This is a genomic window from Streptomyces sp. RK62 (genome assembly GCF_018070255.1).
Lineage (GTDB): Bacteria > Actinomycetota > Actinomycetes > Streptomycetales > Streptomycetaceae > Streptomyces > Streptomyces nigra.
In genome coordinates this window covers 19,502-41,092 of the sequence record NZ_JAGPYD010000028.1, presented here as the reverse complement: position 1 = coordinate 41,092, position 21,591 = coordinate 19,502, and the positions used below count along the sequence as shown (strand labels likewise).

21 protein-coding genes are annotated in these 21,591 nt (G+C 72.6%); 11 read left to right on the top strand and 10 right to left on the bottom strand.

Annotation, left to right across the window (positions count from 1 at the left end; genetic code table 11):
* Positions 1 to 3 precede the first annotated feature (3 nt).
* Positions 4 to 384, bottom strand: coding sequence for a VOC family protein (locus tag KBY32_RS34465; RefSeq protein ID WP_210982838.1), 381 nt, complete (start codon positions 382 to 384; stop codon positions 4 to 6).
* A gap of 181 nt (positions 385 to 565) precedes the next feature.
* Positions 566 to 1,606, bottom strand: a complete 1,041-nt coding sequence (locus tag KBY32_RS34460; protein ID WP_210982837.1) for an NAD(P)-dependent alcohol dehydrogenase — start codon at positions 1,604 to 1,606, stop codon at positions 566 to 568.
* A 182-nt stretch (positions 1,607 to 1,788) separates the two neighbouring features.
* Here KBY32_RS34460 and KBY32_RS34455 point away from each other — a divergent pair, with 182 nt between their 5' ends.
* Positions 1,789 to 2,697: a helix-turn-helix domain-containing protein gene (locus KBY32_RS34455; RefSeq protein ID WP_210982836.1), complete on the top strand. Its 909-nt coding sequence runs from the start codon at positions 1,789 to 1,791 to the stop codon at positions 2,695 to 2,697.
* Positions 2,698 to 2,766: 69 nt separating this feature from the next.
* Here the strand turns inward: KBY32_RS34455 and KBY32_RS34450 are convergent, their stop codons facing one another.
* A complete protein-coding gene (locus KBY32_RS34450; protein WP_210982849.1) occupies positions 2,767 to 3,672 on the bottom strand; it encodes a DUF5829 family protein in 906 nt (301 codons plus the stop codon).
* Positions 3,673 to 3,887: 215 nt separating this feature from the next.
* Here KBY32_RS34450 and KBY32_RS34445 point away from each other — a divergent pair, with 215 nt between their 5' ends.
* From KBY32_RS34445 to msrA, 3 genes are all read left to right on the top strand, one after another.
* A complete protein-coding gene (locus KBY32_RS34445) occupies positions 3,888 to 4,295 on the top strand; it encodes a YciI family protein (RefSeq protein WP_210982835.1) in 408 nt (135 codons plus the stop codon).
* Positions 4,296 to 4,315: 20 nt separating this feature from the next.
* Positions 4,316 to 5,461, top strand: a complete 1,146-nt coding sequence (locus KBY32_RS34440; protein WP_210982848.1) for an RNA polymerase sigma factor — start codon at positions 4,316 to 4,318, stop codon at positions 5,459 to 5,461.
* Positions 5,462 to 5,587: 126 nt separating this feature from the next.
* The gene (gene msrA, locus KBY32_RS34435; protein ID WP_055621731.1) at positions 5,588 to 6,100 is read left to right on the top strand and encodes a peptide-methionine (S)-S-oxide reductase MsrA; all 513 of its coding nucleotides are present in this window, start codon (positions 5,588 to 5,590) and stop codon (positions 6,098 to 6,100) included.
* Between the two features lie 54 nt (positions 6,101 to 6,154).
* On the opposite strand, the gene KBY32_RS34430 is transcribed toward msrA, so the two are convergent.
* Positions 6,155 to 7,273, bottom strand: a complete 1,119-nt coding sequence (locus KBY32_RS34430) for a hypothetical protein (protein WP_210982834.1) — start codon at positions 7,271 to 7,273, stop codon at positions 6,155 to 6,157.
* Positions 7,274 to 7,460: 187 nt separating this feature from the next.
* On the opposite strand from KBY32_RS34430, the gene KBY32_RS34425 reads away from it, so the two are divergent.
* Positions 7,461 to 8,618 (top strand): cystathionine gamma-synthase, encoded by a 1,158-nt coding sequence (locus KBY32_RS34425; RefSeq protein WP_055621733.1) that lies wholly within the window; start codon positions 7,461 to 7,463, stop codon positions 8,616 to 8,618.
* 18 nt (positions 8,619 to 8,636) lie between these two features.
* On the opposite strand, the gene KBY32_RS34420 is transcribed toward KBY32_RS34425, so the two are convergent.
* From KBY32_RS34420 to KBY32_RS34410, 3 genes are all read right to left on the bottom strand, one after another.
* Positions 8,637 to 8,888, bottom strand: coding sequence for a hypothetical protein (locus KBY32_RS34420; protein WP_055621734.1), 252 nt, complete (start codon positions 8,886 to 8,888; stop codon positions 8,637 to 8,639).
* Positions 8,885 to 9,397: a sigma factor-like helix-turn-helix DNA-binding protein gene (locus KBY32_RS34415; protein ID WP_210982833.1), complete on the bottom strand. Its 513-nt coding sequence runs from the start codon at positions 9,395 to 9,397 to the stop codon at positions 8,885 to 8,887. The genes KBY32_RS34420 and KBY32_RS34415 overlap by 4 nt, the downstream gene beginning before the upstream one ends.
* Before the next feature lie 175 nt (positions 9,398 to 9,572).
* On the bottom strand, positions 9,573 to 10,079 hold the full coding sequence (locus tag KBY32_RS34410) for a MarR family winged helix-turn-helix transcriptional regulator (protein ID WP_055621736.1): 507 nt from the start codon (positions 10,077 to 10,079) through the stop codon (positions 9,573 to 9,575).
* 162 nt (positions 10,080 to 10,241) lie between these two features.
* Between KBY32_RS34410 and ilvA the strand changes: the two genes are divergently transcribed.
* The 3 genes from ilvA to KBY32_RS34395 all read left to right on the top strand — a co-directional run bounded on the left by ilvA (position 10,242) and on the right by KBY32_RS34395 (position 13,475).
* The gene (ilvA, locus tag KBY32_RS34405; protein WP_055621737.1) at positions 10,242 to 11,471 is read left to right on the top strand and encodes a threonine ammonia-lyase; all 1,230 of its coding nucleotides are present in this window, start codon (positions 10,242 to 10,244) and stop codon (positions 11,469 to 11,471) included.
* A gap of 226 nt (positions 11,472 to 11,697) precedes the next feature.
* Positions 11,698 to 12,678: an ATP-binding cassette domain-containing protein gene (locus KBY32_RS34400; RefSeq protein ID WP_055621738.1), complete on the top strand. Its 981-nt coding sequence runs from the start codon at positions 11,698 to 11,700 to the stop codon at positions 12,676 to 12,678.
* A gap of 47 nt (positions 12,679 to 12,725) precedes the next feature.
* Positions 12,726 to 13,475, top strand: a complete 750-nt coding sequence (locus tag KBY32_RS34395; RefSeq protein WP_234350842.1) for an ABC transporter permease — start codon at positions 12,726 to 12,728, stop codon at positions 13,473 to 13,475.
* A gap of 85 nt (positions 13,476 to 13,560) precedes the next feature.
* Here the strand turns inward: KBY32_RS34395 and greA are convergent, their stop codons facing one another.
* Together greA and KBY32_RS34385 are read right to left on the bottom strand one after the other, a co-directional pair.
* Positions 13,561 to 14,061, bottom strand: coding sequence for a transcription elongation factor GreA (gene greA / locus KBY32_RS34390; RefSeq protein WP_055621740.1), 501 nt, complete (start codon positions 14,059 to 14,061; stop codon positions 13,561 to 13,563).
* 210 nt (positions 14,062 to 14,271) lie between these two features.
* Positions 14,272 to 14,670 (bottom strand): DUF4307 domain-containing protein, encoded by a 399-nt coding sequence (locus KBY32_RS34385; protein WP_210982832.1) that lies wholly within the window; start codon positions 14,668 to 14,670, stop codon positions 14,272 to 14,274.
* A gap of 168 nt (positions 14,671 to 14,838) precedes the next feature.
* Here KBY32_RS34385 and mca point away from each other — a divergent pair, with 168 nt between their 5' ends.
* Positions 14,839 to 15,699 carry a mycothiol conjugate amidase Mca gene (gene mca, locus KBY32_RS34380; RefSeq protein ID WP_055621742.1) on the top strand — a complete coding sequence of 287 codons (861 nt, stop codon included), beginning with the start codon at positions 14,839 to 14,841 and terminating at the stop codon, positions 15,697 to 15,699.
* Positions 15,692 to 15,946, top strand: a complete 255-nt coding sequence (locus KBY32_RS34375; RefSeq protein WP_055621743.1) for a hypothetical protein — start codon at positions 15,692 to 15,694, stop codon at positions 15,944 to 15,946. Before mca ends, KBY32_RS34375 begins: the two co-directional genes overlap by 8 nt.
* 22 nt (positions 15,947 to 15,968) lie before the next feature.
* On the opposite strand, the gene KBY32_RS34370 is transcribed toward KBY32_RS34375, so the two are convergent.
* Positions 15,969 to 19,160 carry a tetratricopeptide repeat protein gene (locus KBY32_RS34370; RefSeq protein ID WP_210982831.1) on the bottom strand — a complete coding sequence of 1,064 codons (3,192 nt, stop codon included), beginning with the start codon at positions 19,158 to 19,160 and terminating at the stop codon, positions 15,969 to 15,971.
* A gap of 211 nt (positions 19,161 to 19,371) precedes the next feature.
* Here KBY32_RS34370 and KBY32_RS34365 point away from each other — a divergent pair, with 211 nt between their 5' ends.
* On the top strand, positions 19,372 to 21,405 hold the full coding sequence (locus tag KBY32_RS34365; protein WP_210982830.1) for a thioredoxin domain-containing protein: 2,034 nt from the start codon (positions 19,372 to 19,374) through the stop codon (positions 21,403 to 21,405).
* The last annotated feature ends 186 nt before the right edge of the window (positions 21,406 to 21,591 follow it).

The following is a 21,591-nucleotide window of genomic DNA, read 5'->3' as shown; positions in this document are numbered from 1 at the left end:
GCCTCAGCCGCCGCCGTAGGGGACCGTCAGGATCTCCAGGCTGTGGCCGACGGGATCCTCGAAGTAGACACCCCGCCCGCCGTCGTTCCGGTTGATCTCCCCGGGACGGCGGTGGTGCGGGTCCGCCCAGTAGGTCAGCCCCGCCTGCCGTATCCGGGCGAAGATGGCGTCGAACTCCTCCTCCGACACCAGGAACGCGTAGTGCTGCGGGGTGACGGCGCCGGGGGAGTCCAGGAAGTCGAGGGTCACCCCGTTCGGGATCCGTACCGGGACGAAGGGCCCGTACCGAGGGCCCACCTCCAGGCCGAGGACGTCGGCGAGGAACCGGGCCGACGCCTGCTTGTCGTGCGCGGCGACGATGGTGTGGTCGAGCCGGACGGTCATCGGGCTGCCTCCTCGTGGGCACGGTGGGTCGGGCCTCGCGAGCCACGCTAGGGTCCGTCCCCGTCCGGGCACATCGGTCGCCGGACGGGGGCTGCCCTCCTCCCAGGGTCCTCCGTCCCGGGACCGGTACGACAAGGGCCCCGCGGGGGTTCGCGCCGCGGGGCCCTCGGTTCGGGTGGGGTCAGATCGTTGCCGTGTCGATCACGAAGCGGTAGCGGACGTCGCTGTTCAGGACGCGCTCGTAGGCCTCGTTGATCTCGGCGGCGCCGATCAGCTCGATCTCGGCGCCGATGCCGTGCCCCGCGCAGAAGTCCAGCATCTCCTGGGTCTCGCGGATGCCGCCGATGCCGGAGCCGGCGAGCGTCTTGCGGCCGCCTATCACCGAGAACAGGTTCAGGGAGACGGGCTCCTCGGGGGCGCCGACGTTCACGAAGGCGCCGTCCGTACGCAGCAGGGACAGGAACCGGTCCAGGTCCAGCGGCGCCGACACCGTGGACAGGATGAGGTCGAAGGTGCCGCGCAGCTCCTTGAAGGTGGCGTCGTCGCTGGTGGCGTAGTAGTGGTCGGCGCCCAGCCGCAGACCGTCGTCCTTCTTGCGCAGGGACTGCGACAGGACCGTCACCTCGGCGCCGAGCGCGTGCGCGATCTTCACGCCCATGTGGCCGAGGCCGCCCATGCCGAGGATCGCGACCTTCTTGCCGGGGCCGGCGTTCCAGTGCCGCAGCGGGGAGTACGTGGTGATGCCGGCGCACAGCAGGGGTGCGGCGACGTCGAGTGCCAGCCCGTCGGGGATGCGGACGACGAAGTTCTCGTCGACGACGACCTTCTCCGAGTAACCGCCGTAGGTGGGCTCGCCGTCCCGGCCGATCGCGTTGTAGGTGCCGGTGTTGCCCTCGAGGCAGTACTGCTCCAGGCCCGCCACGCAGTTCTCGCACTCACGGCAGGAGTCGACCATGCAGCCGACGCCGACCCGGTCGCCGACCCGGTACTTCGTCACGGCGGAGCCGACCTCGGAGACGACGCCGGCGATCTCGTGGCCGGGCACCATGGGGAAGATCGCCTCGCCCCAGCCCTCACGGGCCTGGTGGATGTCGGAGTGGCAGATACCGGCGAACTTGATGTCGATCAGGACGTCGTGCGCGCCGACCTCGCGGCGCTCGATGGTGGTGCGCTCCAGGGGAGCCTTGGCGGCGGGTGCGGCGTACGCGGCGACGGTGGTCATGCCGGGGATCTCCTAGCGAGTGGTCGGCGCGCCCGGTGCCTAATGGCGGTGCTGTGTCCGGGCACGGCTTTCAGCCTGCCCGGACCCGCCGCGATCACCCAGCCCCCGGGTGTACGTACGTCCGCTGGTCCTACCACCGGCGGGGTCAGGCTCCCCTGCGTACGACCAGGAATACTCGAGGCATGGACGAGCACTCCGAGTCAGGGGCCGGCGCCGGGGCGGGGCTGGACCCGCGCGCCGAGCTGAGCGAGTTCCTGCGCACCCGGCGGGCCCGGCTGAAGCCGCAGGACGTGGGGCTGCCGGACTTCGGGCGGCACCGGCGGGTGCCGGGGCTGCGGCGCGAGGAGCTGGCGCAGCTGGCCGGGGTGTCCGTGGCGTACTACACCCGCCTGGAACAGGGCAACGGACGCAATGTCTCCGCCGAGGTCCTCGACGCGATCGCCCGGGCGCTGCGGCTCAGCGACGCCGAGCACGCGCACCTCATGCATCTGACCAAGCCGAAGCAGCACAAGCGGAGGCCGTCCACCCGGACCGAGCAGGTGCGGCCGGCACTGCGGCATCTGCTGGACTCGATCGACGGCGTCCCCGCGTACATCACCGGCCGCCGCTCGGACATCCTCGCCTGGAACAGCATGTCCGCGGCCGTCTTCGGCGACTGGGGCGAGCTGCCGGCGCAGGAGCGGAACTGGGCCCGGATGGTGTTCCTGCGGCCCGACTACCGCGAGCTGTTCGTGGAGTGGGACCAGAAGGCGTCCGACATGGTCGGCTATCTGCGGATGGACGCCGGCTGCCACCCCGACGACCCGAGGCTGTCCGCCCTGGTCGGCGAACTCTCCGTCAAGAGCGCCGAGTTCCGGCGCCTGTGGGCCGTCCACGACGTCAAGGAGAAGACGTACGGCGTCAAGCGCCTGCGGCATCCGCTCGTCGGCGAACTGAGCCTGAACTTCGAGTCGTTCGGGCTGATCGACGGCACGGGTCAGCATCTGACCACGTACTACGCGGAGCCCGGCTCCCCGTCCGCGGAGGGGCTGCGGCTGCTGGCCAGCTGGGGCGCGGACGCGAGCAGGGCGGGCCGGGGCACGGCTCTGTGAGCTTGTGAGGGACCCGCTTCCGTGTGCGGCCCGGCGGGCCGGTGATCACCGCCCGCCGGGCCGTCCCGCTCAGTGGCCGAACGTCCACACGGCGCGCGGGCCCGGGCCCACGGTGAGGACCGAGCGGCCGATGCGCTCCACGTGCTTCGACGCCACGGCGTCGTTCAGCGCGAACGTCACCTGACGCAGGCCCGCCTCCTCGCGCGGCACCGCGTCGAAGCGGATCGTCGTGCCGCCGCCCCGCGCGACGATCCCGCCGTCCGGTGTGGAGCGGACGGAGAAGCCGCCGGCCCGCAGCAGCGGCACCGTGCTGTCGAGGTCCCGCCGGGTGACCGCCAGCCGGATCGAGGTGATGTCCCGCATCAGACGGTCGCGGTAGGTGTCGGGCAGGTAGCGCTCCCGGCCCACGTCACCGGGGGACGCGGCCGGCTCGGTGTTGCCGCGCGGGTCGGCGAAGTACTCCGGGCGGTACTCCATCCCCCAGGCGCCGAAGCCGTCGTACGCGGCGGTGGTGAGGACCGCGTCGAACCACGGCACCGGGACGCCGTCGCCGAAGTCCCGGGTCTGCTGGAACTCGATCGGCTCCGGGACGCCCAGGCCGGGCAGCCGTCCGGCCGCGCGGGCCAGGTCGCCGGAGCGCTCGGCGGAGAGGCCGAGGCCGCCCGCGCCCAGGACACCGTCCGGGCCGGGCAGGTCGCCCACGCCGAACAGTTCGAGATACGTCTCGCGGCCCATCAGATACCGGCCCGTCCAGACCTGACCGCCCGCCCCGGTCGTCGTACGGACCTGGAAGTTCCCGAACTCGCGCAGATAGGCGGAGTGTTCGATGGCGTCGGCGGTCTCGCGGTCGAGCACACCGTAGGCGTGGTTGTAGAAGAGCAGCTGTCCGTCGTGCCGGGAGTTGTCGTCGGCCGTAGCGGTGACCGTGCCGGCCGCCAGTGCGCCGGTCAGGGTGACGACGAGGACCAGGAACATGCGTAACGCTCGGTGAAGGGACATGGGGTGAGCGTAGGCGCGACCCGGCCGCAATCGCAGACATTTTCGAACAAAGTCCGCCCCTGAGAACCGCCTGACGAACCCCGGGAAAAAATCTTTGGGAAATCTCGCGCGGGATGTCGAAAACGCCAGGCCGGCTCCGTCCCCGGTATGAACGCGACCACAATGGTTCGTGTCGTACCGAGGAGACCGTCATGGCGAAGTACCTGCTTCTCAAGCACTACCGCGGCGCCCCCGACGCGGTGAACAACGTGCCGATGGACCGGTGGACCCCCGAGGAGGTCTCCGAGCACATCCAGTACATGGCGGACTTCGCCGCCCGGCTGGAGAAGACCGGCGAGTTCGTCGACGGGCAGGCGCTGGCACCCGAGGGCACCTGGGTCCGCTACGACGGCGAGGGCCGCCCGCCGGTCACCGACGGGCCGTTCGCGGAGACCAAGGACCTCATCGCCGGCTGGATGATCATCGACGTCGACAGCTACGACCGTGCCGTCGAACTCGCCGGTGAGCTGTCCGCGGCCCCCGGCGCGGGCGGGAAGCCGATCCACGAGTGGCTGGAGCTGCGCCCGTTCCTGCACGCGGCGCCCACCATCACGGAGTGACCGCGCCGATGCCCCCGTCGCTGGACGAGGCCCTGCTCAGAAGCCTCACCCCGCGCGTCCTCGCCGTCCTCGTCCGCCGCGGAGCCGACTTCGCGGCGGCCGAGGACGCCGTGCAGGACGCGCTGGTCGAGGCGGTCCGGGTCTGGTCCGCCGACCCGCCGAAGGATCCCAAGGGCTGGCTGGTCACCGTGGCCTGGCGCCGGTTCCTCGACGCGGCCCGCGCCGACACCGCGCGCCGCCGGCGCGAGGACCGGGCGGACGAGGAGCCGGCTCCGGGGCCCGTGCCGTCCGCCGACGACACCCTCTGGCTGTACTTCCTGTGCGCGCACCCGTCGCTGACCCCGTCCTCCGCGGTCGCGCTCACCCTGCGCGCCGTCGGCGGGCTCACCACACGCCAGATCGCCCAGGCCTATCTGGTCCCCGAGGCGACCATGGCGCAGCGCATCAGCCGGGCCAAGCGCACGGTGTCCGGTGTCCGGTTCGACCGGCCCGGCGATGTCGCCACCGTGCTGCGCGTGCTCTACCTCGTCTTCAACGAGGGCTACTCCGGCGACGTCGATCTCGCCGCCGAGGCGATCCGGCTCACCCGGCAGCTCGCGGCGGTCATCGACCACCCCGAGGTCGCCGGGCTGCTCGCGCTGATGCTGCTGCACCACGCGCGGCGCGACGCCCGGACCGCGCCCGACGGCAGCCTGGTGCCGCTCGCCGAGCAGGACCGCTCCCGCTGGGACACCCGGTCGATCGCTGAGGGCATCGGCATCCTGCAGACGGCCCTCGCCCGCGACCGGCTCGGCGAGTTCCAGGCGCAGGCGGCCATCGCCGCGCTGCACGCCGACGCGCTCACCGCCGCGGAGACCGACTGGGTGCAGATCGTCGAGTGGTACGACGAACTGGTCGGCCTGACCGACAGCCCCGTCGCCCGCCTCAACCGGGCCGTCGCGGTCGGCGAGGCCGACGGACCGCGCGCCGGACTGGCCGCCCTCGCCGACCTCGACCCCGCACTGCCCCGGTACACCGCCGTCGCCGCCTACCTGCACGAACGCGCCGGAGACCTCGCGGAGGCGGCACGCCTCTACACGGAGGCCGCCTTCCGGGCGCCCAACCTGGCGGAACGCGACCATCTGACCCGTCAGGCGGCCCGGCTCCACACCGCGGGCCACGGCTGACACGAGGAACCGGCCGGACCGGAATCCGGGCGGCTCCGTGTGTGTTGTCGCTGGTGGGCATCGATGCCGGTGGACATGCCAGTCGAGAAGCCCGAGTGTGTGAAGCGACAAGGATGGAGGGCCGCAATGGCTGCGCAGACGCAGAGGGCCGTGCTGGCTGGCGGATGTTTCTGGGGGATGCAGGACCTGATCCGCCGGCTCCCCGGCGTGACGGCGACCCGGGTCGGATACACCGGGGGTGACGTGCCGAACGCGACCTACCGCAACCACGGCACCCACGCGGAGGCCATCGAGATCCTCTACGACCCCGAGCAGACCGACTACCGCGCGATCCTGGAGTTCTTCTTCCAGATCCACGACCCGAGCACGAAGAACCGCCAGGGCAACGACATCGGCATGAGCTACCGCTCGGCGATCTACTACGTGGACGACGAGCAGAAGCGGATCGCCGAGGACACGATCGCGGACGTGGACGCCTCGGGTCTGTGGCCGGGCAAGGTCGTCACCGAGGTCGAGCCGGTCGGCCCCTTCTGGGAGGCCGAGCCGGAGCACCAGGACTATCTGGAGCGCTACCCCGACGGCTACACCTGCCACTTCCCGCGCCCGGGCTGGCGCCTGCCCGCCCGCACGGAGAGCTGACCCGCCACGCCTTTCGGCCCCGCCGCGTCCCGTACGCGGCGGGGCCGCCGTGTGTCAGTGGGGCAGCGTCGCCGGGCTGCCGCCGTTCGCCTCGTAGCCCGCCACGGCCAGCGCGCGGAACACCGCGAACTCCGCCGCCGGGTCGGCCGACAGCGTCCACGGCAGGGCGCCGACATGCCCGTCGACATGCACCAGCTGGTCCATGGCCTCCGCCCAGCGCTCCCCGCGGACCAGGAAGAACACCAGCAGATGGCGCACGTGCGCCAGCATCGGGTCGTCGGGCCGGGCCGCGCCCACCGCGAACAGCGCGCCATGGACCGCCTTGGTGACGACCTCGCTCTGCCAGAACCCGGCGACCAGCGTCACCTCGGGCAAGTGCTCGAACACGGCGAAGAGCGGCATCGCGGCCAGCAGCGAACCACGGGGCGCCCGGGCGGCCGCCGCCTCCGCGAACTCGTACGCCAGCTGCCGCGAGCCGTGCCACTTCTCGCACCAGTAGGGCAGGGCCGCCAGATGCGCGCCCATGTGGGCCGGCGCGCGGTCCAGGATCTTCAGCCAGAGCTGCTCGAACTCGGGCCGCGAGTAGGCCAGCCCGCGCGCGACGGACAGCTCCACGATGTAGGGGACCGGGTCACCGGGGGCGAGCAGCGCCGCCTCACCGCACGCCGCCTTCGCCTCCTCCATGATGATCCGGAACTCCTCGGTGCCCGGCGTCGCCGTACGCCACGCCTGCTGCACCAGGAACTCCGCGTGCACGGCCGCGCCGCCCGCGTCCTTGGGCTGCTCGCTGCGCCACACCCGCAGCCACTGCCCGCCCGGCGACTCGCTCACCCCGCCCGGCCGCTGCTGCAGCTCCAGCGCCGCCGCGCCCGCGAACGCCTGCACCCGCTGCCAGCGGCGCTCGCCCTCGGCCTCCGTGCCGGCCAGCAGCTGCGCGGCCGCCCGGTAGTCCTGGGTGCGCTGCACCAGGTCGAGGACGTCCAGCAGATCCTGGTCGGGGCCGGGCATCCGGATGTCCAGCTCCTCCTGGCGGACGAAGCCGTAGTTCGCCGGGTCCGCGGCGTCCGGGTGGCCCGGCGAGACCTGCTCGATCATGCCCCTCCTGCGCCGCATGAACGGCACGAGCACGAAGCCGAGCATGGCGGCGGCGATCAGGACCCAGAGAATCTCCATGCCTCCAGCGTTCCAGACGCCGCCGACACTTGGCCAACGAGGTCGGGGACCTGTGGAGAAACGGTCCGTCGGAGCGCGGCGAACAGGGGGCGGAAGGGCTCCGGACGGGCGGCGGAAGGGCGGCCGGGGCCCCGCCGCGCTCGGCCCGTACGGCATACCGGGCGCGGGCGCACTACCCTCGGTCCCCATGAGCGACAGGCACATCAGTCAGCACTTCGAGACCCTCGCGATCCACGCGGGCAACACCGCCGATCCCCTCACCGGCGCGGTCGTCCCGCCGATCTACCAGGTCTCGACCTACAAGCAGGACGGCGTGGGCGGCCTGCGCGGCGGCTACGAGTACAGCCGCAGCGCCAACCCGACCCGCACCGCCCTCGAGGAGAACCTCGCCGCCCTGGAGGGCGGCCGCCGCGGCCTCGCGTTCGCGTCCGGACTGGCGGCCGAGGACTGCCTGTTGCGCACGCTGCTCGCGCCCGGCGACCACGTGGTGATCCCCAACGACGCCTACGGCGGCACGTTCCGGCTGTTCGCGAAGGTCGTCGCCCGCTGGGGCGTGGAGTGGTCGGTGGCCGACACCTCCGACCCGGCCGCCGTACGGGCCGCGATCACCCCGAAGACCAAGGTGATCTGGGTGGAGACCCCCTCCAACCCGCTGCTCGGCATCACCGACATCGCGGCCGTCGCCCAGGTGGCGCGGGACGCGGGCGCTCGGCTCGTCGTCGACAACACCTTCGCCACGCCGTACCTCCAGCAGCCGCTGTCCCTCGGCGCGGACGTCGTCGTGCACTCCCTGACGAAGTACATGGGCGGCCACTCCGACGTGGTCGGCGGCGCGCTGATCGCGGCCGACGCCGAACTGGGCGAGGAGCTGGCGTTCCACCAGAACGCGATGGGCGCGGTCGCCGGCCCCTTCGACTCCTGGCTGGTGCTGCGCGGCACCAAGACGCTGTCGGTGCGCATGGACCGGCACAGCGAGAACGCCACGAAGATCGCCGACATGCTCACCCGGCACCCGCGCGTGACGAGCGTCCTGTACCCGGGGCTGCCCGAGCACCCCGGTCACGAGGTCGCCGCCAAGCAGATGCGCGCCTTCGGCGGCATGATCTCCTTCCGTGTGGAGGGCGGCGAGGAGGCGGCCGTCGAGGTCTGCAACCGCGCGCAGGTGTTCACGCTGGGCGAGTCCCTCGGCGGCGTCGAGTCCCTGATCGAGCATCCCGGCCGGATGACGCACGCGTCCGTCGCCGGTTCGGCCCTGGAGGTCCCGGCCGACCTGGTCCGTCTCTCGGTGGGTATCGAGAACGCCGAGGACCTGGTCGAGGACCTGAAGCAGGCGCTCGACCGCTGAGGCGGCCGTACGCCGGTGTCACCAGCCCGTGAGCGGTGGAGTCGTCTCCGACGGCGGCTCCACCCAGGGCTGGGCGGTGATCGCCCACACCGTGAACGCCACCGCCGCCGCGCCCAGCAGCACCCACATCAGCAGGACGGCCGCCCGGTGCAGCCGCAGCAGCCGCTCGCCGCGCCGGACGATCTCCGGGTACAGCTCGGGCGGCACCGGCGGAGGCGGCGCGGCCTCCATGAGCCGGCGCGCGGCCGTCTCCCGCCGGACGCGGTTCACCGCGCCACCGCCTTGGCCCCCAGCACCCGGGGCGCGGTCTCGCGCGGCCGCTGCAGCAGCGTCTCCGTCGCGCGCGAGCAGATCGCCTCGATCCGCTCCCTGGGCAGTCCGAGCAGCGCCGCCGTCTGCTCCTCGGCGACCCCCTCGTACAGCCGCAGCACCAGCACCAGGCGTTCCCTCGGGGTGAGCCGGGCGAGCGGGCTGTCCGGATGGGGGCGGCTGCGGCCCAGCGCGCCGGGACCGCCGTAGCGGTGCCAGACCGAGCGCGCGAACCGGGTGGCCAGCTCCTGGCGGGCGACGCCGTACGGGTCCTCGCCGCGCAGCCGATCCCAGCACGCGTACGTGTGCGCGAGCGAAAGCGTCAGCAGACGACGCGCGCGTGGATTGTCGTCCCGGGACTCGCCGGTGAGCAGGGTCGCGGTGTGCAGCAGCCGTCCGGCCGCGCCCGCGACGAACGCCTGGAACTCCTGGCCGCGGCGGGTGTCGCGGACCGTGTGTCGTCGTCCCACCGCCCCTCCCGCCTGACCGCGTGCCGAGGACCGGCCCCGCGGGCCGCACGGGACGTCGGCCGTGCGCCATCAGGGCCCGGTCTCATGGGAAGCCCGCGGCGGCCCGGTGGTCAAGAGCCGGGACCCGTCCTCCCGGCGGCACCCGCGCGCGTGTGGGCCCCGTCGGGGCTCCCCGTCAGGACGCGGCCGGCGCCTCGGGGCCGGTGGTGCCCGTCTGGGCCATCCGCGCCGACAGCGCGACGTTGAAGCGGGTGAGCAGCGAGCAGAACGCCTCGCGCTCCTCCGGCGCCCAGTCGTGCGTCAGTTCGGCCATCAACTGACGGCGCGAGGCCCGCACTTCCTCCAGCCGGGACTGCCCGCGCGGGGACAGCTGCAGCACGACCGCGCGGCCGTCCTCCGGGTGCGAGGTGCGCTTGACGAGACCCGTGTCGACCAGCGGGGCGACCTGCCGGGTGACCGTCGAGGAGTCGATCCCCATGCTCGCCGCGAGCGCCTTGACGCCCATGGGGCCCTCTTTGTCCAGGCGGTTGAGCAGCAGGTACGCGGCGCGGTCCATGGAGTTGCGCACCTGGCCGACCCCACCGAGGCGGGTCTGTTCGGCACGGCGGGCGAACACCGCCACCTCGTGCTGCAGCGTGTCGAGGAGACCGCTGTCAGCGACGGTCGTCATGTCCATCGACATGTCAGGTGTTGTGGGCATGGCCGGAGGCTCACTTCATGAAGGGGTGCTGGGTTGGGGGACAGGGTACGCGGCCGGGACGCGGGGTGTACCGACGCTGCGCAATCCCGTCTCGCTGCTTGGTCACACCGCAAAGTAGCGCCTGTGAACTGGGAGACTGAGGACATGAACCACCGCACGCCCGCCGCGCTGCCCCCGGTCACCCTCGACGACGTGCGCGGCGCCCAGAAGATGCTGAGCGGTGTGGCCCGGGTGACCGCGATGGAGGGCAGCAGGCATCTGTCGCAGCTGGTCGGCGCCCCGGTGCACCTCAAGTGCGAGAACCTCCAGCGGACCGGATCGTTCAAGCTGCGCGGCGCCTACGTCCGGATCGCCGGGCTGCTCCCCGAGGAGCGGGCCGCCGGGGTCGTGGCCGCGAGCGCCGGCAACCACGCGCAGGGCGTCGCCCTCGCGTCCTCGCTCCTCGGCGTGCGCTCCACGGTGTTCATGCCGAAGGGTGCCCCGCTGCCCAAGATCAGCGCCACCCGTGACTACGGCGCCGAGGTGCGCCTGCACGGCCAGGTGGTCGACGAGACGCTGGCCGCCGCGCAGGAGTACGCGGCCGAGACCGGCGCGGTGTTCATCCACCCCTTCGACCACCCCGACATCATCGCCGGGCAGGGCACGGTCGGCCTGGAGATCCTGGAGCAGTGCCCGGAGGTGCGCACCGTCGTCGTCGGCATCGGCGGGGGAGGGCTCGCGGCCGGGATCGCGATGGCGGTGAAGACGCTCCGCCCGGACGTGCGGATCGTGGGCGTGCAGGCGGAGGGCGCGGCGGCGTACCCGCCCTCGCTGGCGGCCGGGCGCCCGGTCGCGGTCGAGCATCCGGCGACGATGGCGGACGGCATCAAGGTGGGCCGGCCCGGCGATGTGCCGTTCCGGATCATCGGCGACCTGGTGGACGAGGTCCGCACGGTCACCGAGGACGAGCTGGCCGCGGCCCTGCTGCTGTGCCTGGAGCGGGCCAAGCTGGTCGTGGAGCCGGCCGGGGCGAGCCCGGTCGCCGCGCTGCTGAGCGACCCGGGCTCCTTCGAGGGCCCCGTCGTCGCCGTGCTGTCCGGCGGCAACGTCGACCCGGTGCTGCTCCAGCGGGTCCTGCGGCACGGCATGGCCGCGCAGGGCCGCTACCTGGCCGTGCGGCTGCGGCTCACCGACCGGCCGGGGGCGCTCGCCTCGCTGCTCGGGGCGTTGTCAGTGGTGGACGCTAACGTCCTCGACGTGAGCCATGTCCGGACCGATCCTCGGCTCGGGCTCACGGAGGCGGAGGTCGAGCTGCACCTGGAGACCAAGGGGCGCGAGCACTGCGCCGAGGTCGGCGAGGCGCTGCGGGCGGCGGGCTACACCGTCATCGGCTGAGCCGCCGTCGGTCACCTGCCACCTGCCACCGGCCACCGATCGCCGGCCACCGGCGGTCCGGCACCGGTCGGACGCCCTCCGGTTCTCCCAGGTCACTCGTTCGGGAAACTCCATTGAGAGACGCGATACATCGCGTTATGGTGTGTCCCGTAATTCCGCCATCGTGCGGCATGAAAAGTGCAAACCTAGGCTTCTGCGAAGCTTCCCCGACGACGTGGAGATCCATATGCCAGGCGCGATCCATGCCGAAGGCCTGGTGAAAACCTTCGGTGACGTAAGGGCTCTGGACGGCGTCGACCTCGACGTCCCCGAGGGCACGGTCCTCGGTCTGCTCGGGCCGAACGGCGCGGGCAAGACGACGACGGTCCGCTGTCTGACGACCCTGCTGCGCCCCGACAGCGGCAAGGCGGTCGTCGCCGGCCTCGACGTCCTGCGGCAGCCCGACGCCGTACGCCGCTCCATCGGCCTGTCCGGCCAGTTCGCGGCGGTCGACGAGTACCTGACCGGCCGGGAGAACCTCCAGATGGTCGGCCAGCTCTACCAGATGAAGGCGCAGGCGGCGAAGGCCCGCGCGAACGAGCTGCTGGAGCAGTTCGACCTCGCCGACGCCGCCGACCGCACCGCCAAGACGTACTCGGGCGGTATGCGCCGCCGGCTCGACCTCGCGGCCGCCCTGGTGGTCTCCCCGCCCGTGATGTTCATGGACGAGCCGACCACCGGCCTCGACCCGCGCAACCGCCAGCTGCTCTGGGAGGTCATCAAGCGCCTGGTCTCCGGCGGTACGACGCTGCTGCTGACCACCCAGTACCTGGAGGAGGCCGACCACCTGGCGCACGAGATCGCCGTCGTCGACCACGGCCGGGTGATCGCCAAGGGCACCTCCGACGAGCTCAAGGCCCGCACCGGCGGCGAGCGCGTCGAGGTCGTCGTGCACGAGCGCGAGGCCATACAGCCCGCGTCCGAGGTGCTGCGCGGCTTCGGCAAGGGCGAGACCACCGTCGAGGACCACATGCGCAAGCTCACCGTGCCGGTGACCGGCGGCGCCAAGCTCCTCGCCGAGGTCATCCGCGAGCTCGACGCCCGCGGCATCGAGATCGACGACATCGGTCTGCGCCGCCCCACCCTCGACGACGTCTTCCTGTCCCTGACGGGCCACGCCGCCGAAGCCGAGACCGACGAGAGCGTCAAGGAGGAGACGGCGAAGTGAGCGCCATCAACGATTCCGCGGTCATCGCCCGCAGAAACCTGATCCGGATGGCCCGGATCCCCGAGATGCTGATCTTCGGGCTCATCCAGCCGATCATGTTCGTGGTGCTGTTCACCTATGTGTTCGGCGGCTCGATCCAGGTCGGCTCCTCCACCTCCACCCAGGCCTACCGCGAGTTCCTGATGGCCGGCATCTTCGCCCAGACGGTCACCTTCGCGACCGCCGGCGCGGGCGCCGGTATCGCGGACGACATGCACAAGGGCCTGATCGACCGCTTCCGCTCCCTGCCGATGGCGCGCGGCGCGGTCCTGACCGGCCGCACCCTCGCCGACCTGGTGCAGACCGCGCTCACCCTCGTCGTCCTCGCGGTCGTCGCCGTGATCGTCGGCTGGCGCACCCATGAGAACGCGGGCAAGGTGCTCGCCGGCTTCGGTCTGCTCCTGCTCCTCGGGTACGCGTTCTCGTGGATCGGCGCGCTCATCGGTCTGAGCGTGCGCACCCCGGAGGCGGCGACCTCGGGTGGTCTGATCTGGCTGTTCCCGCTGACGTTCATCTCGAACGCCTTCGTGGACGCCAACCAGATGCCGACCTTCCTGCGGCACATCGCCGAGTGGAACCCGTTCAGTGCCACTGTGCAGGCCTGCCGGGAGCTGTTCGGCAACCTGCCGCCGGGCTTCAAGGCTCCCGACGCCTGGCCCATGCAGCACCCGGTGTGGGCCTCGCTGATCTGGTCCGTGCTGATCATCGCGTTCTTCCGCACGCTGGCCGTGCGCAAGTACCGCTCCGCGACGGCGTGACCGGGCCCGGGGCAGCGCCCCGGACACGGCGGAGCCCCCGGTGCCGATGGGCGCCGGGGGCTCCTGTGGAGGTGAAGGGGCCGGGTCAGCCGCTGTAGGGCTCGGCCTTGAGGATCCGTACGGACGCCTTCTTGCCGTTGGGCAGCTCGTACTCCGCGTCCTCGCCGACCTTGTGGCCGATCACGCCGGAGCCCAGCGGGGACTGCGGGGAGTACGTCTCGATGTCCGAGCTCGCGTACTCGCGGGAGGCCAGCAGGAAGGTCATCGTGTCGTCCTCGTCGCCGTCGAAGGCGATCGTCACGACCATCCCGGGCGCCACCGCGCCGTCCGCCGACGCCGGGGCCTCACCGACCTTCGCGTTCTCCAGGAGCTGGGTCAGCTGGCGCACGCGGAGCTCCTGCTTGCCCTGCTCCTCCTTGGCGGCGTGGTACCCGCCGTTCTCGCGCAGGTCCCCCTCCTCGCGCGCGGCCGCGATCTTGGCTGCGATCTCCGTGCGCGCAGGACCAGACAGGTACTCCAGCTCGGCCTTGAGCTGGTTGTACGCCTCCTGGGTCAGCCAGGTGACGTTCTCGCTGGTCTGGGTCACAGGTGCTCCTCGTCGGTACTGGGAATACAAAGCATCGCCCTACCCAGAAGAATGTTCCTTCACGGATGGGCGAAACCACGAGCCTAACAATTGGATGCCCGCAGGGGGAGGACATAAGCCACAGGAATTACATCACCGCAGGTCAGACCTGACCTATTCCGGGTGAATACGGTCGGTGTCGAGCATCTTCGCGCCGGTGTACCGGGGCGGTCAGCCGGCGTGGCAGCCGAGCAGCTCGGCCGTCGTCCCCCGGGCCGTCGTACGGAGCGTGACGACCTTGTCGATGCGGGTCTCGTCACCGTCGAACCGGAAGTCCGCCCGGCCCACCTCGGCGCCGCTCTCGGACTGCGAGCGCACCGTGCAGTAGCCGGTGGCGCCGGCGTCCTTGCGGACCTCCAGATGCACGTGCACCGCGTCCTCGACGGCGTCGAACTCGATCACCTCGGCGCTGATCTTGTTCTGGCCGACGTAGTGGTAGCCGAAGTAACCGACCAGCGCCAGCAGCAGCACCCCGAGCACCCCGCCGACGGCCTTGAGGGTGCGGTCGGCGCGCGCGTCCGAGGAACGGCCGTAACGGCCCTCGGGCGGTCGCGTGCTCACCGTACTCATGATCGTCCTCCCGGCCGGAGCGGAACGGATGTCCCGAAACAGGGCCTCCGGGCCGTACCCCGGAATTATCCGCCCCCCGATTCGGTCACTATAGAAGCCGCCGATCGCACCGGGGCACGCCGGGGCGCCGACTACGAGGATTGAGTCTTGACTGACCAGCTGCGACTGATGGCCGTCCACGCCCACCCCGACGACGAGTCGAGCAAGGGCGCGGCCACCATGGCGAAGTACGTGTCCGAGGGGGTGGACGTGCTGGTCGTGACCTGCACGGGCGGGGAGCGCGGCTCCATCCTCAACCCGAAGCTCCAGGGCGACCCGTACATCGAGGAGCACATCCACGAGGTGCGCAAGAAGGAGATGGACGAGGCCCGCCAGATCCTCGGCGTCAAGCAGGAGTGGCTCGGCTTCGTCGACTCCGGCCTGCCCGAGGGCGACCCGCTGCCCCCGCTCCCCGAGGGCTGCTTCGCCCTGGAGGACGTCGACAAGGCGGCCGGTGAGCTGGTGAAGCAGATCCGCTCGTTCCGCCCGCAGGTGATCACCACCTACGACGAGAACGGCGGCTACCCGCACCCCGACCACATCATGACCCACAAGATCTCGATGGTGGCCTTCGAAGGCGCGGCCGACACCGAGAAGTACCCGGAGGCCGAGTTCGGCCCCGCGTACCAGCCGCTGAAGCTCTACTACAACCAGGGCTTCAACCGCCCCCGCACCGAGGCCCTGCACCAGGCCATGCTCGACCGCGGCCTGGAGTCGCCGTACGGGGACTGGCTCAAGCGCTGGGACGAGTTCGAGCGCACCGAGCGGACCCTCACCACGCACGTCCCGTGCGCGGAGTTCTATGAGATCCGCGACAAGGCGCTGATCGCCCACGCCACCCAGATCGACCCCGACGGCGGCTGGTTCCGCGTCCCGCTGGAGCTCCAGAAGGAGGTCTGGCCGACCGAGGAGTATGAGCTGGCGAAGTCGCTCGTCGCCACCTCCCTCCCCGAGGACGACCTCTTCGCGGGCATCCGGGACAATGCCTGACATGAGCGCAAGCGCAAGCCTGGCAATGACCCACCTCGCCACCCTCGCCAAGGAGGTGGACGAGGACAAGGTCACTCCCGGCGTCCTCGGTTTCATCGTCTTCGCGGTGATGGCCCTGGCGGTGTGGGCCCTGATGAAGTCGATGAACCGGCACATGGGCCGGGTCGAGTTCACGGAGGCCCCCGACCCGGAGGCCGACGCCGCCGACGGGGCGACGACGGGCGCGGACGGGCGCAAGCAGGGCTGACGCGACCACCCCGGCGGCCCCGTCAGCGCGGGGCCGCCGGAGCGACGCCCATCACCTCCCGCGCGGGGCGGTTCGGCACCATGCCGAGCCGCCATGCCTGCCATCCCGCCTCCAGCTCCACCCCCCGCTCCAGCAGCAGGCGGTACGCCTCCAGGCACTCCGCCAGCCGGCCGTCCCGCAGCGGATGCCCCGCCCGCGCGAGCTGCGCCAGCTCCTCCAGCGCCACCGCCGTACCCACCTCCACGCCGCCCGGGGCCGCGTACGGCAGCAGCGTGCAGCGCAGGAAGCGCGCCCAGTCCTCCCCGCGCAGATCCCCGTAGGACGCGAACAGCGTCACCGCCTCGTCGCACAGGTCCAGCGCCTGCCCGGTCCGGGCGTTCCCGCCGTCCACCACGGCCAGCTCCAGACACGTCCACGCCTCGCCGTGCGCGACACCGATGCGCTGGAAGTCGGCGCGCGCGTCGACCAGGAGCTGCCGGGCGAAGCCGGAGTTGCGCAGCGAGCCCGTCTGCACCGCCCGCTGGTCGCGGGTCACCCGCGCCGAGTGGTGCCGGGCGCACGCCAGCCCGTACACGTCCCGCATCCGGGAGAACATCGTGCGCGACCGCTCCAGCTCCCGCACCGCCCGGTCCAGATCGCCGGTCTCCTCCAGGGCCTGCCCCAGGTAGTACACCGACCACGCCTCGCCGCGCGCGTCCTCGTTGTCGCGGTGCCGGGCCGCCGCCTGCCGCAGCCCCTCCACCGCGGCCGCCGGGTCACCGGCCACCAGCCGCGCCCGCGCCAGCTGCGTCAGCGCCCACGCCTCGCCGCGCGCGTCCCGCGTCCGCCCGTACAGCTCGAGAGCCGCCCGCAGATCCGCCTCCGCCCGCGGCACGTCCCCGCCCCGCAGCTCCAGCTGACCCAGCTGGAAGTGCGCCCACGCCTCCCCGTGCAGGGACTCACCGGCCCGGTGCAGCGCCAGCGACTCCGACAGCAGCGCCCGGGACTCCGCGACCCGGCCCCGGTCCCGTTCCACGGCCGCCAGCGCGTGCATCGTCCACGCCCGGTCCGTCGCCAGCGCGGGCGCCGCCTGCAGATCCAGCGCCTCCCGCAGCCGCGCCGCCGCCTCCGCGAGATTGCCCTGGTGGTGCAGCGTGATCCCCAGCGAGCACAGGGCGCGCGCCGCGCCCGCGTCGTGATGCGCCTCCCGGTAGAGGTCCACCACCGACGCCAGGGTCGCCCGCGCCTTGTCCAGCTCGCCCAGCTGCCGGGCCGCGATCCCCGTGCGCCACTGCACCGAACGCACCAGCAGCCCCTGGTCCACGGCCTGCGCCAGCTCGCTGATCTCACCGAGGCGGTACAGGTCGCCGCGCAGCAGGCAGTAGTCGCACAGCGCACCCAGCAGATTCAGCACCGGTCCCTGGTCGACGCCCTCCGCGTGCCGCAGCGCCGCCGTGATGAAGCTCGACTCCTCGTCCAGCCACCGCAGCGCCTCGTCCGGCGAGGCGAAACCGTGCGGGCTGAACCGGTCCGAGCGGGTCGACATGTTGCCGTCGACCAGCCGCAGCACCGAGTCCGCCAGATCGGCGTAGCTCGTGATCAGCCGCTCCTGCGCCGCCGTACGCTCCGCCGGGTCCTCCTCGTCCAGGAGCCGGGCGTGGGCGAAGGCCCGCACCACGTCGTGCAGCCGGTAACGGTCGCCGCGCACATGGTCGATCAGACCGGCGTCCGCCAGGCCCGCGAGGAGCCGGCCCGCCTCCGCCCGGTCCGTGGCCAGCAGCGCCGCCGCGGCGGCCGCCCCCAGCGAGGCGCGGCCCGCCAGCGCCAGCCGGCGCAGCAGCCGCCGGCCCGTCTCGCCCTGGTCGGTGTACCGCAGCCACAGCACCCGCTCACCCGGCCCCACCGGCCCGTACGCCCCCAGGTCGGCCGCCAGCGCGCGCGGCGATCTCGGACCCAGCGACGACCCCGCGATCCGCAGCGCCAGCGGCAGCCCGCCGCACAGCTCATGGATCCGGTCCGCGGCCTGCGCGTCGTACGGTCCCGAGGCGTCCCGCGCGGCCGCCGCCAGCAGCTCCTCGGAACCGGCCGCGTCCAGCGGCTCCACCGGCAGCCGGTGCACCCGCGCCGCAAGACCGGCCGGCAGCTCCAGCGGCTCCCGGGCCGTCACCAGGACCAGGCTGTCGGACCGCTCCGGCACCAGCGCGGCGACCTGCTCCGCGTCCCGGGCGTCGTCCAGGATCACCGTGACCGGCACCCCGGCCAGATGCCGGTGGTACAGCTCGCCCAGCCGCTTGACCTGCTGCCCGGCCGACGCGCGCTCCCGGAACAGCAGCTGCTCACGCGGGGCGCCCAGCCGGTTCAGCAGATGCAGCAGCGCCTCCCGGGTGGTCAGCGGCGGCTCCTCCGGGCTGTCCCCGCGCAGATCCACCACGCACGCCCCCCGGAACTGGTCCTTCAGCTCATGGGCCGCCCGCACCGCCAGCGCGGTACGGCCGCTGCCCGGCGGCCCGTGCAGCACGACCACCGTCGGCCGGGTCTCCGTGCTCGCCCGGCCCGCCTGCACCCACTGCCGGATACCGGCCAGCTCCCGCCGCCGGCCCGCGAACGGCTCCGCCGGGTCCGGCAGGTGCCCGAACGACTGCGCCAGCACCCCGCGCCCGCGCGCCGCCGCGCTCTTGTCCGCCCCCTTCAGCCGGGGCGGAGGCCCACCGGCCGCGCCCAGCACCCGCTGCTGGTCCAGGAACGGACGGATGCCCCGCACCTCCAGCGCCGTCAGCCACTGCAGACGCAACTGCTCGGGCCCGCCCGGCTGCCCCGCCGCCCCGGCCCGGTGATGCGCCGCGGGCAGATGGGCGCCCGCCACCTTCGCCACCGCTGCCGCCGCGCCGATCACGCCGACCGTCGCGCCCACGCCGAGCGCGGTGCCCGCCCCGGTGCCGAGCGCCAGATCCGACACGGTCGCCGCGAGCGCCGCGACCCCGGCCACCATCAGCGGCGTGACCCCGCCCTCCTGCGCGAACCGGCGGCCGAACGTGAGCCGCCCGGCCTCCGACTCGTCCAGCGCCCGGGCGTACGCCTCGTACTCCTCGGCCGCCGTCTGCGCCAGGGCGTCCAGCGAAGCGCGGGCCCGCGCGGACAGCACCCGCCCGTCCACCCGCCCGCCCGAACGCCGGACCTCCTCCTCCACGGCCCGGCCCAGCAGCCGCTCCGCCTCTGCCCGGTGACTGTCCCGCATGGCATGTCCCCCTCCGGCGGCAACTCCAGCGCCTACGAGTGTCCTTCGCCACCGCAGCGAGCGCGAGAGGGCGCCGATCACCGCACCCGCGACGACCTGCGATCGCCCGAGCGCCCGTACGACGGCCGGACGGATGCCCGAGCCGCGCGGCGACAGGCGGACGCGCGGACCGTCCCGGGACCGGCCGGGGGAGGTGGGGCAGGATGGGGACATGCCGAACCGACTGGCCCACGAGACGTCCCCCTACCTGCTCCAGCACGCCGACAACCCGGTGGACTGGTGGCCCTGGTCGGAAGAGGCCTTCGAGGAGGCCCGCAGAAGCGACCGCCCGGTCCTGCTGAGCGTCGGATACAGCAGCTGCCACTGGTGCCACGTCATGGCGCACGAGTCCTTCGAGGACGAGGCGACGGCCGACTTCCTCAACGCCCACTTCGTCAACGTCAAGGTGGACCGCGAGGAGCGCCCCGACGTCGACGCCGTCTACATGGAGGCCGTGCAGGCGGCCACCGGCCAGGGCGGCTGGCCCATGACGGTGTTCCTCACCCCCGAGGCCGAGCCCTTCTACTTCGGCACGTACTTCCCGCCCGCGCCCCGGCACGGGATGCCGTCCTTCCGGCAGGTGCTGGAAGGCGTCCGCAGCGCCTGGACGGACCGGCGCGACGAGGTCGCCGAGGTCGCCGGGAAGATCGTCCGCGATCTGGCCGGACGGGACATCTCCTACGGCGGCACCGAGGCCCCCGGCGAACAGGAACTGGCACAGGCCCTGCTCGGCCTCACCCGGGAGTACGACCCCCAGCGCGGCGGATTCGGCGGCGCGCCCAAGTTCCCGCCGTCCATGGTGATCGAGTTCCTGCTGCGCCACCACGCGCGCACCGGCGCCGAGGGCGCGCTGCAGATGGCGCAGGACACCGGTGAGCGGATGGCCCGGGGCGGCATCTACGACCAACTCGGCGGCGGGTTCGCGCGCTACTCGGTGGACCGGGACTGGGTGGTCCCGCACTTCGAGAAGATGCTCTATGACAACGCCCTGCTGTGCCGGGTCTACGCGCACCTGTGGCGGGCCACCGGGTCGGACCTCGCGCGGCGGGTGGCACTGGAGACCGCCGACTTCATGGTGCGCGAACTGCGCACGGAACAGGGCGGGTTCGCCTCCGCGCTCGACGCCGACAGCGACGACGGGACCGGCCGGCACGTCGAGGGCGCGTACTACGTGTGGACGCCCGGGCAGTTGCGCGAGGCGCTCGGGGACGACGACGCCGAACTCGCCGCGCGGTACTTCGGGGTGACCGAGGAGGGCACCTTCGAGGAGGGCGCCTCGGTGCTGCAACTCCCGCAGCGCGACGAGGTGTTCGAGGCCGGGCGGATCGCGTCGGTGCGTCAGAGGCTGCTGGAGCGGCGGGCGTCCCGGCCCGCGCCGGGCCGGGACGACAAGGTCGTCGCCGCGTGGAACGGCCTCGCGATCGCCGCGCTGGCCGAGACGGGCGCCTACTTCGACCGCCCGGACCTGGTGGAGGCCGCGGTCGGTGCCGCCGATCTGCTGGTGCGCGTGCACTTCGACGACCAGGCGCGGCTGACCCGGACCAGCAAGGACGGCAGGGCGGGAGCCAACGCGGGCGTGCTGGAGGACTACGGCGATGTCGCCGAGGGCTTCCTGGCGCTGGCGTCCGTCACCGGCGAGGGGGTCTGGCTGGACTTCGCCGGGTTCCTGCTGGACCACGTGCTGGCCCGGTTCGTGGACGAGGAGTCGGGCGCGCTGTACGACACGGCGGCGGACGCCGAGCGGCTGATCCGGCGGCCCCAGGACCCGACGGACAACGCGGTGCCGTCCGGGTGGAGCGCGGCGGCCGGGGCGCTGCTCGGGTACGCGGCGCACACCGGGTCCGAGCCCCATCGCCGGGCCGCGGAGCGGGCGTTGGGCGTGGTGAAGGCGCTCGGTCCGCGGGTGCCGCGGTTCATCGGGTGGGGGCTCGCGGTGGCGGAGGCGCTGCTCGACGGGCCGCGCGAGGTCGCCGTCGTCGGTCCGTCGCTGTCCGACGAGGCGACGAAGACCCTGCACCGCACGGCACTTCTGGGCACGGCGCCGGGCGCGGTCGTCGCCGTCGGCGCTGCGGAGAGTGACGAGTTCCCGCTGCTCGCCGACCGCCCGTTGCAGCAGGGGGCGCCGGCCGCCTATGTCTGCCGTAACTTCACCTGCGACGCCCCGACGACCGACCCGGAGCGGCTGCGGGAGGCGCTGAGCAGCTGAAACAGGGGTCGTATCGCGGCAGTTACGCGGGTGGCGCTCGAATTGTTCACTCTCGCCTCCGGTTGTGAGGAAACGCGCTCTTCATCGAAAGCACCTGCGAACTTCACACATCCCTCCTAATCTCTGCACAGTGCCGCGACCGGTGTGAAACGCCGTCGCGACAGGGGGCATTGGGGATCTGGGGGG

Coding starts and splice junctions, on each gene's coding strand:
- KBY32_RS34460 (WP_210982837.1), bottom strand. CDS start 1,606: ATGACCACCGTCGCCGCGTACGCCGCACCCGCCGCCAAGGCTCCCCTG.
- ilvA (WP_055621737.1), top strand. CDS start 10,242: ATGAACCACCGCACGCCCGCCGCGCTGCCCCCGGTCACCCTCGACGAC.
- KBY32_RS34375 (WP_055621743.1), top strand. CDS start 15,692: ATGCCTGACATGAGCGCAAGCGCAAGCCTGGCAATGACCCACCTCGCC.
- KBY32_RS34395 (WP_234350842.1), top strand. CDS start 12,726: ATGGCCCGGATCCCCGAGATGCTGATCTTCGGGCTCATCCAGCCGATC.
- KBY32_RS34410 (WP_055621736.1), bottom strand. CDS start 10,079: ATGTCGATGGACATGACGACCGTCGCTGACAGCGGTCTCCTCGACACG.
- KBY32_RS34430 (WP_210982834.1), bottom strand. CDS start 7,273: ATGGAGATTCTCTGGGTCCTGATCGCCGCCGCCATGCTCGGCTTCGTG.
- KBY32_RS34365 (WP_210982830.1), top strand. CDS start 19,372: ATGCCGAACCGACTGGCCCACGAGACGTCCCCCTACCTGCTCCAGCAC.
- KBY32_RS34455 (WP_210982836.1), top strand. CDS start 1,789: ATGGACGAGCACTCCGAGTCAGGGGCCGGCGCCGGGGCGGGGCTGGAC.
- KBY32_RS34370 (WP_210982831.1), bottom strand. CDS start 19,160: ATGCGGGACAGTCACCGGGCAGAGGCGGAGCGGCTGCTGGGCCGGGCC.
- KBY32_RS34385 (WP_210982832.1), bottom strand. CDS start 14,670: ATGAGTACGGTGAGCACGCGACCGCCCGAGGGCCGTTACGGCCGTTCC.
- KBY32_RS34445 (WP_210982835.1), top strand. CDS start 3,888: ATGGCGAAGTACCTGCTTCTCAAGCACTACCGCGGCGCCCCCGACGCG.
- mca (WP_055621742.1), top strand. CDS start 14,839: ATGGCCGTCCACGCCCACCCCGACGACGAGTCGAGCAAGGGCGCGGCC.
- KBY32_RS34465 (WP_210982838.1), bottom strand. CDS start 384: ATGACCGTCCGGCTCGACCACACCATCGTCGCCGCGCACGACAAGCAG.
- msrA (WP_055621731.1), top strand. CDS start 5,588: ATGGCTGCGCAGACGCAGAGGGCCGTGCTGGCTGGCGGATGTTTCTGG.
- KBY32_RS34400 (WP_055621738.1), top strand. CDS start 11,698: ATGCCAGGCGCGATCCATGCCGAAGGCCTGGTGAAAACCTTCGGTGAC.
- KBY32_RS34450 (WP_210982849.1), bottom strand. CDS start 3,672: ATGTTCCTGGTCCTCGTCGTCACCCTGACCGGCGCACTGGCGGCCGGC.
- KBY32_RS34425 (WP_055621733.1), top strand. CDS start 7,461: ATGAGCGACAGGCACATCAGTCAGCACTTCGAGACCCTCGCGATCCAC.